The following is a 12059-nucleotide window of genomic DNA, read 5'->3' as shown; positions in this document are numbered from 1 at the left end:
CTGGCTCATCTTCGCTCCTTGGTGCCTGCGATGATCCAGAAATCCTCCGTTACGAAAACCTCAAATCTGTCCCACAGGCGCTGACGTCAGACAGGCCGGCCGTCCTTGGAGACCCGCGCAGAAATGAACGGTTCATCAGAACAGTCCTCCGCCACTGGTGGTTCGTTGACCTTCTTCGAAGCGACGGGCTTCGTGGCCTGAATAGAACCACGTGGGGCGCTCTTGGTGCTTTGCTTGGGTCTTTCGTCGGATTGCGCCTGAGCGGCGAGTCCTGTGTGCCTGGTGAACGGGGAGCCGGCAAAGCGGTCGCGGGAGATTTGCCGGAGGAGGTTCGAAGAACTATTATCGGAAGAGTGAGACATCGTGTCCCTCGCTTGTTGATCGTGGAGGATTTGGTGTCATTCCGATCTGGCCGGAAACCGTGCGAGTGGGTTAACTCAAGGCTTGGAAAGATTCGCTTCGTTTGCCTGACCCTGGCGGAGCTCTGGCTCGGACATGATTGGCGGGATGGATGTTGCTACTCGGTAGCAAGCTGTCTTGGAAAACCCACGGAAACCGGGGAAAACCCCCGGGAATCACGAGAAATCCCGTTAGGTGGCTGTCTGTGTATGCGGCGATTAAGTGTATGAAATTAAATGCAAAATACGCGTCACGGCTTGCCGTGGCACCCATGATGGATGGCGCCGAGGAGTCCTGAGCGGCCTTGTTTTATTGGCCGAAACCGAAGCAGGCGAAATCTGTTGCACCGAATGTTGCACCTGAAACTCGTCTTTGACCTCTGTTTCATACCGATCGTAGCACCGAGTTCACCTGGAACCACTCTTCGGACGTGTTGCGGTCGTCAGAAAGGGCGGATTCCGGCCATTCACCGCCGGGGCGAGTGGACCGTGCCGGGAGAGCGAGAGCCGACGTTCAGAACAATTTGAAATCAAGCATCTCGCTGCACGCCTGCAAGGCAGCTACGAGACCTTGCGTTAGGGGTGCTGCACTCCTGCTCGCGAGCTGGAATTGTAGGCGAGGCGCAACACCATTAGGAGGCGGTTCAACATAATCGTTTACACCGTCGCTGTCGAACCAGCAGAGTGACACAGGGAGATGAAGGGCAATCACCGATGGCACAGGTCGACATATCGCCTGACGTGCTGGAATGGGCGCGAGAGCGCGCCGGGATGTCGTTCGACAGTCTCGTGCAGCGTTTCAAGAAGTACCCGGCTTGGCTGGAGGGAAAGGGCGGCCCGACCTTCAAGCAGCTGGAAACCTTGGCGGCGACCCTTCATCTGCCGCTCGGCATGTTCTTCTTACCCGCACCTCCCGAGGAGCAGCTGCCCTTGCCTGACTTCCGGCGGATGGCTGGGACAGGCTATGGGCGCCCAAGTACAGAACTGATCGACACGATTCACACCTGCCAGCGGCGCCAGAGTTGGTATCGTGACCACCTCGCGGGGGCCGGAGCGCCGCTTCTGGAGTTCGTCGGCTCCTACACGGCAGGCGACCCGCCTGCGATTGTGGCGGGCAGCATCCGCACCGTGCTGAAGCTGGAGGTCGGGAGTCGGTCCGAGGCCGCGAACTGGGAAGAGTTCCTGCGCCTATTCATAGCCCTTGCCCGCGAGGCCGGCATCCTTTTGATGATCAACGGTGTAGTCGGAAATAACACTCACCGGAAGCTGAATCCGCGGGAGTTCCGCGGCTTCGCAATATCCGACCCGTTCGCGCCGCTCGTGTTCGTGAATGGCGCTGACACGAAGGCCGGTCAGATTTTCACGCTCGCCCACGAGCTGGCGCACATCTGGATCGGCAAGGGCGGTATCAGCAACGCAGCCGCTGATGACCTGCCGGAGGACTGGGCATCGGACAGCGCGGTCGAGCGGTTCTGCAATGCAGTCGCCGCCGAAGTGCTCGTGCCGATGGCCCAACTCCAGAACATGGAACTATCCGGCGATATCGACTTGGCGAAGACCACGATCGCGCGCGTGTTCCGGGTCAGCACACTGGTCGCCCTACGCCGCCTGAAGGATCTTGGGCGCCTGAGCTACGACGCCTTCCAGGCAGCCTATGACGCCGAACTCGACTTCCTGAAGGACAAGGCGAAAGCCAGCTCGGGCGGCGACTTCTATGCGACGATGGGGGCGCGCGTCGATCCGCACTTTGCATCGGCAGTCATCTCGACGGCCCTCGAAGGCAGGACGCTGATGGGCGAAGCTTTCGACCTGTTGAATCTCAAGAACAGCAAGACATTCCGCGAGGAAGCAAGGCGGCTCGGAGTGACGAGCTGATGTTGCTGCTGGACACGAACGCCTTTCTAACACCTGCGCTGAGCTACTACGCCTTCGACATCTGCGGAGGATACTGGAATTGGATCGCCAGTGCCGCAGCCTCTGGTAAGGTTGCGAGCATCGCCCCGGTGAAGCGCGAGCTGCAGAAGAAAGACGATCAGGTAAAGCACTGGATCGAGCTGCATGGCACGAGCATCTTCATGCCTGACGACGGCGCTATCGGAAACAGCATGGGACAGGTTGCGAGCTGGGCCACTTCGAACGGCTACACCTCCGCTGCCGTCGCTGACTTCCTGAACAAGGCCGATGCTTACCTTGTCGCCTACGCAATCCACGGCGGTCACGACATCGTAACGCTCGAAACCAGGGAACCGCTCAGGGTGAGCAAGGTCAAGTTTCCCGACGCCGCGGACGCTCACGGCATCAGCACGATTTCGCCCTACGAGATGCTGCGTAGGAACGGCGTCCGCCTGTAGACGCCACCCCGTCCTTGAGCGCTGGAAGGACGCACCATGACGACAGCCTTCTACGCGTATGTCTGGGTGTCGAACCTGGACCTCGGCGTGCCGCTGACCGGGAGTCCCCAGTTTGAATTGTATGGGGCCGCAACACCCTCAGGCTCCAGACCTATTGATTTCAGGCGATTGGCATGATCCAGGCTTCGCAAGGAGATCCGATCGATGAGCAATCCTTTCCCGACAAGGCTGAAACATGAGTGCTGCGCCGGCCACGAACGGCGGGTCTGGTGACGCTGCGGCGCAGCGATTGTCGGTGAGGCGGAGGTCCGGTTTGAGCCGCCCTCGACGGAGTGATCCCCGAGGAGTTGGGCACTGGATTGAACCTTGAGATGGCCGGGCCAGAGGGAAAGTAACGCCGCGAACCTAAACGGGGCCGCTACGTAGTGCGGCCCCGTGGCTGGAAGGTTGAAGAACTCAATAGAGCCTCAGGAGGTTGTCAAGAGGCGCGAGCCTGTGCTGCCAAAGACCGCCGCATCTCGATGAAATCCGTCAGCCAGGTCATTGGGATCCCACCGCGCGAAATATGGCTGATGTCGAGGTCGCCGCGGGGGATCGCCCCAGATTTCAGGGCCTTCAGAAAGTCTTTCTGAGACATCTGGAAGTAGTCGTGGGCCACGATACCGGTCGGAATCGATGAGGCGGCACCGAACCTCGCGATGAGCATCATCATAGTCGTAGTCATGCCGACCTCATTTGCCGCGGGCCGCATCGCGGCGCTTTTCAGTGTATTCCGCGAGATCCAGAATGTGGACGCCGCGAGGACTCTTCTGACTATCGCACATGCTCATGACGGGCAGGTCGATTTCACCGAGGGCGACCTTCTCATGGAATTTGCTTTTGCCGAGGTTGAAAAAGTCTCGTGCGACGATCTCCGACGGGATCATGATCTCGTGTCCATACTTTCCCAGCAGGATGTAGAAGGCGTTCATTTGCTTTCCTCTCTTGGTTTGCGACGACCGATCGGCCGCCTGCACGGGAAATGCGGACGATCTGGAGAGGTCGGCCGGAACTTTGACCAGGGTTCGATATCTCCATGGGACCGCGGCCTGGATCGGGGAAAGAGCCCGCGCCGGAGTTTGCCGACGCAGGCTTGAGAACGGTCACATGTACCGGGCTGCCTGCGCGAGATCGCGAAGACGCGCCGCATACCAGCGCAGACCCGCGTCGATGTTGAGGCGCTTGCCGACGTCCACAGAGAGCGGGTGGAATTCCTCGGCCTGCAGCGACAGGAGCGTGTCGCAAGCTTCCTCCAGAGCTATCTGGAGCTCCGGAGTGGTCTCGCCCCGCTCGAGGCAGCGCTCTATTGCGCCCCGAAACGCCGGCCCCGGGACCTGCGGAAAACGTCGGAGGAGGTCGTCGAGGCCCGACCCGTGACGGGCGAGGAAACTGCGCGTCAGGCGATGAGCCGTGGCGCGCGGCACGCCGGTCTTCGGATCGATGGTGATCAGTTCTTGTCTACCCATTCGGGTCTCCTTGGCATCCGATGGGCTGCCCAATGCAGCCCGGAACCTGTCGGTGCCTTTCTTCAAGACCCCGCCGGCAGGAGGTTCGGCGGGGTTGATCACCCGCGACGAATTCGCGAGTGATCTGGAGCGACATGCGCGGATGTTCCGTTCCGCCCGAGTGCATGCTGCCCCCGTATCGTGGTTGCCCCGCGGCTTGCGAAGCCGGTCTCAGCCAGAAGACCGGCTTCGGAAACCGCGGCGCAGCGTCCGGGCCTTATTCGGAAAGCCCAATGTCGAAAAAGTGTCGGACTGCGGCGAGCCGTTCATGGGCCGTCATGTCGGCAGCAAATACGACGATGCCGGGGGATGTCCATTTCGCGCCGGCAGTGCTCGTGAAATAGCCAAGGGCGCCGAGGCCACGTTCGGCGGTCTTTACGACCGAAGTATCATCGAAGGGATGTTCGATCTCCGCCACACTGAATTCCATCGCGATGCCAACCGCCTCGAAAAATTTCACGGCTGCGACGAGTGTGTAGCCCGGTAGGTCGCGATGTTTGTGCTCGCACCACGCCATCACGCGGCCGAGGTCGCGCGATAGCTCTGCGCGCATCAGTGTCAGTCGTGGATCCCATGTCATTCGGGTATCTCCTTGTCGCCGCGTCTCACCGAGAGGGCGCGGCGACAAGGAGATACCCGGCGACCCTTTCGCCAGCATCACCGGTATTCCAGTCCTCACATTCATGTCTGCGAAACGGGAGAGGTCCAGGAGAGGGGCACCATCTCTTGGCCGCGCGGGGCGCGAGCAGGATGGGGTGTCGGGGAAGGAGTGCGGAACGACCTTCCCCGACCCGTCGGAGACGCCAGGGGTGCCGGGGAGTGGCGAACGACGCCCGGCCGCTCTCCGCGCAGGAGGCCCCGCGGCGAGCGGCCCTCGGAGAGCCGATGATGTGTATGGAGCAAGCGCAGCGCGGCGCAATACACATAGTCGGTCCCTATGTGTACCGATTGCCTGGATTTGTTCCCGTTTCGGCCGTTTCAGAGAACCGGCCTCGCGTCCCTATTTCCGCTTCGATCAATCGCCAGAACAAGGAGAAAACGCGATGTTCGAAGGTTATCAATTTGGTCATATTGAGCTGTGGTCGAACAAGGGCAGGAGCGGCGATGGGCCCGAGCCGCATGCGGTTAGAAAGAACGGTCAGCGCAAGTGGACAGCGCAGGAAATCCTCGACGAGGCGGAACGGATCGCCAGCGCGTCCGCGCATGTCATTCAGGGCCGGCCGGGGCCCCAGATCCTGCCCCGTGCTGTGGCGTCCTTCCGTGACATCCGGAAGGCGCAGGAGGAGGCATCGCAGGTGCAGGAGCCGTATATCAGACGGGCGAAGGGCAGGAGGCCGGTGCCGGTAAAGCGAAAGCTTCGGAAGGACGCGGCCACGCTCTACGCGAGCGTCTTTTCCTTGCCGGTCCTGACCGAGGAGGCCCTGGCCAATCCCGAGCTCAAGCGGGAAGCGCTGGACGTTCTGGAGCAGGCGCTGGAGTGGGAGTGCGAGAGAATTTCCAAGGCAGGCGGCGTAGTCCTGGCGGGTGTTGTTCACTGGGATGAAGAGCATCTGCATCTCCACGTCTTTGCCGTCGATCCAGTTCGTGGCCGCGTCGATCACCTGCACCCCGGGCGGGTCGCGAAAGAAGCGGTAAATCAATCCGGTGAGAAGAAGTCGAAGGACCGCGGAAAGCGGGCGAATGTCGCATACTGCGACGCCATGAGGGCATGGCAGGACAAGGTATACGAGGAGGTTTTCGCGGGGGTCGGCTTGATGCGCTTCGGTCCCGGCCGGGGCCGGTGGACTCGCAAGGAATATGGCCGGGCCAAAGCTCTCCAGAAGGACATCGCAACACGGGAGGCGCGGCTTGCCGATCTTGATGCATGGGAGGGCGCGCAAGAGGTCCGGCAAGCCGAATTGGACGCCCGCGAGAAGGCGCTCGAAGGAAGCGAGGCGGAAAAAGCCCAGCGTGAGGGCGAGGTTGCCGAGAAGGCGCGCGCGGCCGAGGCTGTCAGGGCCGATGCGGTTGCACTGCGCACGGCGCTGGACATTGGAAGTCGGGCCGTGGCCTATCGTGAGCTCGACTACCGGCAGGCCTCGGAGGAGCGTGAGGAAGGGTTGGAGTTCGGACCTGGGGCACCCAGGTCAAAGAAGAAGCGAGAGCGGCTCATGCACGCCGTCCGCCCCGCCTATGATTTCGTGGTGGATCTCGCCAGAAAGGCCTTCAACATCCGGCGACGGGAAACACGTCTCGCGAAAGCCGAGGCTCAGAACCGGAAGGCCGCGATGTCGATCGCAGACGAACGCGAACGGGCTGGGCAGGTCGTACCGAAGACCCTGGCGCAGATCATCAACGACGAGCCATTGCCGCTCGATCGCGATGCATTTCCGGGTGCCTTGTTCCTCGCGCGCAGCTCCGATCCGGTGGCGCTCCAGAAAGAGCTGGACGAGATGCCCAACGTCTCGGTTCGCCGGACCTGGGTCGCGACTTGGCAATCGATGAAGATATGCGACGAGAGGCCAGATCTCGCCGAGGACCTCGGTCGCGGCGTTGCGGCCTTGGAATTGGCCGCGCACCAGCGTGGATATGATCTCGAGAGCGGCAAGCATCATCCGGAAAAGGCGGAAGACCCGAAACGGGCCAGGCTTCACGTGGATGCGGAACCCGACCCGATCCGGATCATCAGGAGAAACAAACATCGCGTGCTGACGCGGGGTTGATCGACGGCGCATCCGGCAGGCAATCATGCCAGTCCGGATGCGCCGGAACTTCTTCGCGGACGGGCTCACTCCGCGGCGATGGGCTCGGCGTCGTCGGGCTTCCATTTGCCGGTCTTACCTTTAGAAAACATGTCCAATTGCGTGTCGTTCTCGGTCGCTGGCGGGTTCTCTTCGACCTTGATCTTCGGCTCCGCGGAGACTTCATCGTCAGACACTGCCTCGGAGGCATCGTCTCCGCGGGCCTCCGCGAGCCTGCTTTCGATGTACGTCTCGCGCTCGGTGAGCTGCCCGTTCAGTCGGGCAATCTCGAACTTCGCGTCGAGCAGCGCCGCCTCCGCCTCAGTCAACATCTTTTCGGCGGCGTCCGCCCGTTTTTCTGCCTCGTCGCGTTCGTCCTCCACGAGGCCGCAGTTTGACAGGGCTTCGTCGGCCTCGGCTCGCAAGCGTTCGAGTTCGGCTGCGTGCGCATGTCGTTCCGACGCGGCAATCTCGTCGGCCAGCTGCCATGCAGTCTGCCACATCGCGGCGGCCGCATCATGGAAGTCCTCCGGCATCTCGGGCGCTGCACGCTCCGCCTTCTCCCTCGCGGCAATTTCGGCTTTGACCTGCTTCACGAGCGGGCCGATCTCGCGAAAAGATCCGCCGCCGATCTCATCCCGGACCGTCTGATTTGTGATCTGCTTGCCGTCTTCGGTCAGCTTGCGGATCGCGTCCCTGATTTGCTTTTCCAGGGACGCACTGCTCTTCTTCTGGGCCATATCCGGCTCCTTCTGGTAATGGTAAGCGCCGGTAATACCGTTACCTCGCGCTACCACCCCGGCGGGGTGGTGCTGAGGAAATGGATCTTTCCCAGATAGGAAAGAAATCCTGGACAAAAAAAGACGGCTCCGAAGAGCCGTCTGATCCTGGGAGTGTCTTGCTGGCGACGCTGCCGTTCTCAGGCGTTCGCACGAAGCTTCTCTTCGATCATGTCACGCACGGCAGTCAGACGTTGCGAGACGTAGTTCATCGCGTCATCCCCGTTTTCCTTCCAGACTGCGTGCGCGATGTGCACGGGGCCGAGAGGCTGGACTTCTGCCTGCAGGCTGATGATGCCGGCGTCAGCGGCGATTTCTGCGGTGAAGAACTGGTCGTCGACCAGGGAAAGCTTCTCAAGCTTCATTCTTTGGATCCTTGGTGTGGCACCATCGTGGGTGCTGGTTTGCGTTTTGAGCGGGTGCGCCGCTCAAGGAAGACATGGGAACTTTCCTGTGCGCAAAAAAAGTAAAAGGGTCGAATATCGGAGAATTTTCCTGCCTTGCAGACTCGAACCCTCGATCCGGTTCGTGAGAATTGATCCCGACCCGTTTTCCGACGATAAAAGGCGCAAGCAAATCAACCGTCTGGCGAGCCAACGCCAGGAAAGGGACGGCAGATGACCATCGAAAAGACGCTCTTCGCGGCGGCGGACAAGATGCGCGGGTCCATGGACCCGGGCGAATACAAGCACGTGGCCTTGGGCCTGCTCTTTCTGCGCTACATCGGCACCGCCTTCCAGCGGAAGTATGACGAGCTCCTCCCCGAGGGCGAGGAGGTGGCCGAGGATGTCGATGAATACCTCGCCGACGGCATCTTCTGGGTGCCCGAGGCCGCCCGCTGGAGCACGCTGGCCGCCAACGCCAAGGACAAGGGCATCGGGGTCAAGGTCGATAACGCCATGCGCGCGATCGAGGCCGACAACGAGCAGCTCAAAGGCGCGCTCCCCAAGGTCTTCGGGCGCGAGGCGCTCGACCCGGCCATCGTCACTGGCCTGATCGATCTCTTCTCGAACATTGAGTTCGACGGCACGCCCCGGGACTTCGACCTGATCGGCCGCATCTACGAGTATTTCATCTCCGAGTTCGCCAGCAACGAGGGCAAGCGGGGTGGCGATTTCCACACGCCGAAGCCCGTCGTCGAGCTCATCGTCCAGATGATCGAGCCCGCGCGCGGCCGCCTGTATGAGCCCTGCCATGGTTCGGGCTCCTTCATGGTCCAGTCAGAGAACTTCTTGGAGGCGCACAAGTATCGCCGGGCCGACCTCGCCATCTACGGGCAGGAGCGGAACCACACGACCTACGGTCTCGCCCGGATGAACCTTGCCATCCGCGGGATCGTCGCGAACCTGCAATGGAACGCCGAGGGCACGCTCCTTCGCGATGCCTTCCCGGACGAGAAATTCGACTACGTGATGGCCAATCCGCCGTTCAACATCTCGGATTGGTCCGGCGACATCCTGGCCGAGGACCGGCGCTGGGAATTCGGCACGCCCCCGGTCGGCAATGCCAACTTCGCCTGGATGCAGCACATCTACGACAAGCTGGGCAGCACCGGCATCGCGGGCGTGGTCATGGCCAACGGCTCCATGTCGTCCATGTCCTCGGGCGAGGGCGACATCCGCCGCGCCATGGTCGAAGGCGGCGCGGTGGACGCCATGATCGCCCTGCCGGGGCAGCTCTTCTACGGCACGCAGATCCCGGCCTGCATCTGGATCCTGGCGAAGGACAAGTCCAACGGCATCGCCAAGGACGCCAAGCTGCGCGACCGGCGCGGCGAGGTGCTGTTCGTCGACGCCCGCAAGATGGGCGCACTGGTGCCCGGATCACGCAAGCAGAAGGAGCTGTCGCGAGAGGAGATCGAGCGCATCGCCACCGCCTACCACGCCTGGCGCGGAGAGCCGGACGCGGGCGCTTATGCCGACGAGCCGGGCTTCTGCAAGGCGGCGACCATGGAAGAGATCGCCTTGCAGAACTTCGTCCTGACGCCAGGCCGGTATGTTGGTGCTGGAGCGGCCGAGGAGGATGGCGAGCCGTTCGAGGAGAAGTTCGAGCGGCTGACAGCGGAGCTTCGGGCGCAGTTTGCAGAGGGGCGGCGGCTGGAGGAGGAAATCGAGACGCAGCTGGGAAGACTTGAATGAAGGGATGGATCACGGTTCCCGCAGAAGATTTCTGTTCGTCAGTGCGTGATGGCACGCACGACAGTCCAAAGCGAAATGAGAGCGGAAAGAAGCTGATCACATCAAAGCATATGATCGGCGGTCAATTGAAGCTGGCTGACGCTTATCTTATTTCCGAGGCTGATTTTGAGGAGATCCAAAAGAGAAGCCGGGTTCATCGTTGGGATGTGTTGATCTCGATGATTGGGACTGTGGGTGAAGTATTTCTCGTGAAAGATGAACCAGATTTTGCGATTAAGAATATCGGCCTTTTTAAGTCGAAGGATGAGGCAAGAGGCAGGTGGCTTTACTATTTCTTAAAGACACCAACTGCGCAGCAGGACATCATCGGAAAGTCTCGGGGCACTACGCAATCCTACATACCACTGGGCGAACTGCGCCGCTTGCCCATTGCTGCTCCAGAATCCGCTGAGGCTATGACTGGGATAACCGACGTATTGCGCGTCCTCGACGACAAGATCGAGCTGAACCGCCGGATGAGCGGGACGCTGGAGGAGATGGCGCGGGCGCTCTATCGGTCCTGGTTCGTGGATTTCGACCCCGTCCACGCCCGCGCCCTCGGCCAGTCCCCCGCCCACATGGACGCCACCACCGCCGCCCTCTTCCCCGACAGCTTCGGCCCCGACGGCCTGCCGAAGGGGTGGGAAATGGGGACGATCTCGGATCTTGGCCGCGTCGTAACGGGCAAGACTCCCAGCACGAAGCAACCAGAGAACTACGGAGACTTCTGCCCGTTCGTGAAGATTCCGGACATGCATGGAAAGATGTTTGTGCTGAGCTCCAGTTCCTGGCTCTCAGAGAGTGGAGTTCAACGGCAGAGGAACCAGTTGCTCGCGCCCGGAAGTGTTTCGGTGAGCTGTATTGCGACACCGGGACTCGTCGCCATCAACCCCAGTTCGGCAATGACAAATCAACAAATCAACAGCGTCGAGCCCGTTCAAGGTTTCTCGACGGAGTTTGTCTATTGGACCTGTGTTCAAGCTGCAAACGATGTCTTACTTGGAGGGAGTGGAGGTTCGGTTTTCCACAACACGAACAAGTCGACATTCTCGGCGATCCCAATAGTTTTGGGGCCACAAAAAATACGAGATGCCTTCACTGAAATCGTCGCGCCTTGGCACTCCAAGATACTCCACCTCGAAAAAGAGTCGCAAACTCTCGCAGCTCTCCGCGACACGCTCCTCCCCCGCCTCATGTCCGGTGAACTCCGCATCCGAGAAGCGGAGAAGCAGGTCGAGGAGGTGACGGCGTGAAGTTCATCTATATCGACGAAAGCGGCGATCGTGGTGGCGGAGATGTCTTCGTCATGTGCGGCCTGATGGTTGACGCGTATAAGCTGCGAAAGAAGACTGCGGATTTCGACCGAATGCTTGGTGCCTTGCATGCGAAATACCCGAGTGCCGCCCGCGAGCTGAAAACGTCTCAGTTCCTCAACGGAAAGAAGCCCTGGAGCAAGATCCCGCCTCAGGAGCGCAAGGACTTCATTCAGGACGTTTGCCGCCTCGCCGTCGATAATGGTGGCAAGCTCTTCGGTTACGGCCTGTCATACGAGAGGTTCGACACTGCAAAGGCCGCTTTCCATGGGCATCCATCAGGCGACAGTTACTGGCTCGCTTCCGGGATGTTCACTGCGGCCTTGGTGCAGAAGAAGATGCAGGGTGTTAAGGGAGGCAAGGGCCTGACGGTCATGATCATGGATGACCACAAGATGGAGATGCCTGGACTCTCCGACGGGCTCTACATGGCAGATGAATGGTATGATGGCCTTTTCCAGGAACGAAAGAAGGTTCGCGGTAAATCGACTTGGGGTGCTCGAAAAGCTGGGGACCGCTTTGATCAGATCATCAACACCGCTTTCGCGATCAAGTCCGACCATTCCTCGTTGGTGCAAGTCGCCGATGTCATTTCTTACGTCTATCGTCGGCACCTTGAACTTAAGGCGCTGCCCGAGAAGTATCCAGGCGAGCGCGAATATTATGAGATGCTCGTGGGTATTCTTGAACCACAGCGAGAAAAGCTCGGCCAAACCCCAGCCGTGCCGTGCGTAGCTTTTTACAAGGCCGCAGTGCATCCAAACTGGCCAATTTAGG

12 protein-coding genes are annotated in these 12059 nt (G+C 60.6%); 6 read left to right on the top strand and 6 right to left on the bottom strand.

All coding sequences use genetic code 11. From position 1 onward, the window contains the following. Nucleotides 1-1112: 1112 nt before the first annotated feature. Together AVJ23_RS19860 and AVJ23_RS19855 are read left to right on the top strand one after the other, a co-directional pair. A complete protein-coding gene (locus tag AVJ23_RS19860) occupies nucleotides 1113-2273 on the top strand; it encodes an ImmA/IrrE family metallo-endopeptidase (protein ID WP_058863977.1) in 1161 nt (386 codons plus the stop codon). Further along, nucleotides 2273-2749 (top strand): DUF4411 family protein, encoded by a 477-nt coding sequence (locus AVJ23_RS19855; protein WP_058863976.1) that lies wholly within the window; start codon nucleotides 2273-2275, stop codon nucleotides 2747-2749. The genes AVJ23_RS19860 and AVJ23_RS19855 overlap by 1 nt, the downstream gene beginning before the upstream one ends. Before the next feature lie 478 nt (nucleotides 2750-3227). On the opposite strand, the gene AVJ23_RS19850 is transcribed toward AVJ23_RS19855, so the two are convergent. The 4 genes from AVJ23_RS19850 to AVJ23_RS19835 all read right to left on the bottom strand — a co-directional run bounded on the left by AVJ23_RS19850 (nucleotide 3228) and on the right by AVJ23_RS19835 (nucleotide 4873). Continuing rightward, a complete protein-coding gene (locus tag AVJ23_RS19850) occupies nucleotides 3228-3461 on the bottom strand; it encodes a hypothetical protein (RefSeq protein WP_157772730.1) in 234 nt (77 codons plus the stop codon). A gap of 19 nt (nucleotides 3462-3480) precedes the next feature. Further along, nucleotides 3481-3720: a pyocin activator PrtN family protein gene (locus AVJ23_RS19845; protein WP_058863974.1), complete on the bottom strand. Its 240-nt coding sequence runs from the start codon at nucleotides 3718-3720 to the stop codon at nucleotides 3481-3483. Between the two features lie 171 nt (nucleotides 3721-3891). Continuing rightward, nucleotides 3892-4254, bottom strand: a complete 363-nt coding sequence (locus tag AVJ23_RS19840; RefSeq protein ID WP_058863973.1) for a hypothetical protein — start codon at nucleotides 4252-4254, stop codon at nucleotides 3892-3894. 256 nt (nucleotides 4255-4510) lie between these two features. Beyond that, nucleotides 4511-4873, bottom strand: a complete 363-nt coding sequence (locus AVJ23_RS19835; protein ID WP_157772729.1) for a hypothetical protein — start codon at nucleotides 4871-4873, stop codon at nucleotides 4511-4513. A gap of 463 nt (nucleotides 4874-5336) precedes the next feature. Here AVJ23_RS19835 and AVJ23_RS19830 point away from each other — a divergent pair, with 463 nt between their 5' ends. Next, nucleotides 5337-6995 carry a plasmid recombination protein gene (locus tag AVJ23_RS19830; RefSeq protein ID WP_058863971.1) on the top strand — a complete coding sequence of 553 codons (1659 nt, stop codon included), beginning with the start codon at nucleotides 5337-5339 and terminating at the stop codon, nucleotides 6993-6995. 65 nt (nucleotides 6996-7060) lie between these two features. On the opposite strand, the gene AVJ23_RS19825 is transcribed toward AVJ23_RS19830, so the two are convergent. Together AVJ23_RS19825 and AVJ23_RS19820 are read right to left on the bottom strand one after the other, a co-directional pair. After that, nucleotides 7061-7753 carry a DNA-binding protein gene (locus tag AVJ23_RS19825; RefSeq protein WP_058863970.1) on the bottom strand — a complete coding sequence of 231 codons (693 nt, stop codon included), beginning with the start codon at nucleotides 7751-7753 and terminating at the stop codon, nucleotides 7061-7063. 179 nt (nucleotides 7754-7932) lie between these two features. Further along, nucleotides 7933-8157: a hypothetical protein gene (locus AVJ23_RS19820; RefSeq protein WP_058863969.1), complete on the bottom strand. Its 225-nt coding sequence runs from the start codon at nucleotides 8155-8157 to the stop codon at nucleotides 7933-7935. A gap of 252 nt (nucleotides 8158-8409) precedes the next feature. Between AVJ23_RS19820 and AVJ23_RS19815 the strand changes: the two genes are divergently transcribed. From AVJ23_RS19815 to AVJ23_RS19805, 3 genes are read left to right on the top strand one after another with little or no spacing between them, the layout of a single operon-like run. Next, the gene (locus tag AVJ23_RS19815; RefSeq protein ID WP_058863968.1) at nucleotides 8410-9930 is read left to right on the top strand and encodes a type I restriction-modification system subunit M; all 1521 of its coding nucleotides are present in this window, start codon (nucleotides 8410-8412) and stop codon (nucleotides 9928-9930) included. Next, nucleotides 9927-11222 carry a restriction endonuclease subunit S gene (locus AVJ23_RS19810; RefSeq protein ID WP_084794794.1) on the top strand — a complete coding sequence of 432 codons (1296 nt, stop codon included), beginning with the start codon at nucleotides 9927-9929 and terminating at the stop codon, nucleotides 11220-11222. Before AVJ23_RS19815 ends, AVJ23_RS19810 begins: the two co-directional genes overlap by 4 nt. Then, complete coding sequence (locus tag AVJ23_RS19805) at nucleotides 11219-12058, top strand: DUF3800 domain-containing protein (protein ID WP_058863966.1); 840 nt, start codon at nucleotides 11219-11221, stop codon at nucleotides 12056-12058. The genes AVJ23_RS19810 and AVJ23_RS19805 overlap by 4 nt, the downstream gene beginning before the upstream one ends. Nucleotide 12059 lies beyond the last annotated feature (1 nt).

The sequence above is a fragment of the Pseudoponticoccus marisrubri genome, from assembly GCF_001482405.1.
Lineage (GTDB): Bacteria > Pseudomonadota > Alphaproteobacteria > Rhodobacterales > Rhodobacteraceae > Pseudoponticoccus > Pseudoponticoccus marisrubri.
This window is presented reverse-complemented; position numbering and strand designations above follow the sequence as displayed.

What these genes read in the sequence shown, in the direction of transcription:
- AVJ23_RS19860 (WP_058863977.1), top strand. Translation starts at nt 1,113, where the DNA reads ATGGCACAGGTCGACATATCGCCTGACGTGCTGGAATGGGCGCGAGAG.
- AVJ23_RS19855 (WP_058863976.1), top strand. Translation starts at nt 2,273, where the DNA reads ATGTTGCTGCTGGACACGAACGCCTTTCTAACACCTGCGCTGAGCTAC.
- AVJ23_RS19850 (WP_157772730.1), bottom strand. Translation starts at nt 3,461, where the DNA reads ATGATGATGCTCATCGCGAGGTTCGGTGCCGCCTCATCGATTCCGACC.
- AVJ23_RS19845 (WP_058863974.1), bottom strand. Translation starts at nt 3,720, where the DNA reads ATGAACGCCTTCTACATCCTGCTGGGAAAGTATGGACACGAGATCATG.
- AVJ23_RS19840 (WP_058863973.1), bottom strand. Translation starts at nt 4,254, where the DNA reads ATGGGTAGACAAGAACTGATCACCATCGATCCGAAGACCGGCGTGCCG.
- AVJ23_RS19835 (WP_157772729.1), bottom strand. Translation starts at nt 4,873, where the DNA reads ATGACATGGGATCCACGACTGACACTGATGCGCGCAGAGCTATCGCGC.
- AVJ23_RS19830 (WP_058863971.1), top strand. Translation starts at nt 5,337, where the DNA reads ATGTTCGAAGGTTATCAATTTGGTCATATTGAGCTGTGGTCGAACAAG.
- AVJ23_RS19825 (WP_058863970.1), bottom strand. Translation starts at nt 7,753, where the DNA reads ATGGCCCAGAAGAAGAGCAGTGCGTCCCTGGAAAAGCAAATCAGGGAC.
- AVJ23_RS19820 (WP_058863969.1), bottom strand. Translation starts at nt 8,157, where the DNA reads ATGAAGCTTGAGAAGCTTTCCCTGGTCGACGACCAGTTCTTCACCGCA.
- AVJ23_RS19815 (WP_058863968.1), top strand. Translation starts at nt 8,410, where the DNA reads ATGACCATCGAAAAGACGCTCTTCGCGGCGGCGGACAAGATGCGCGGG.
- AVJ23_RS19810 (WP_084794794.1), top strand. Translation starts at nt 9,927, where the DNA reads ATGAAGGGATGGATCACGGTTCCCGCAGAAGATTTCTGTTCGTCAGTG.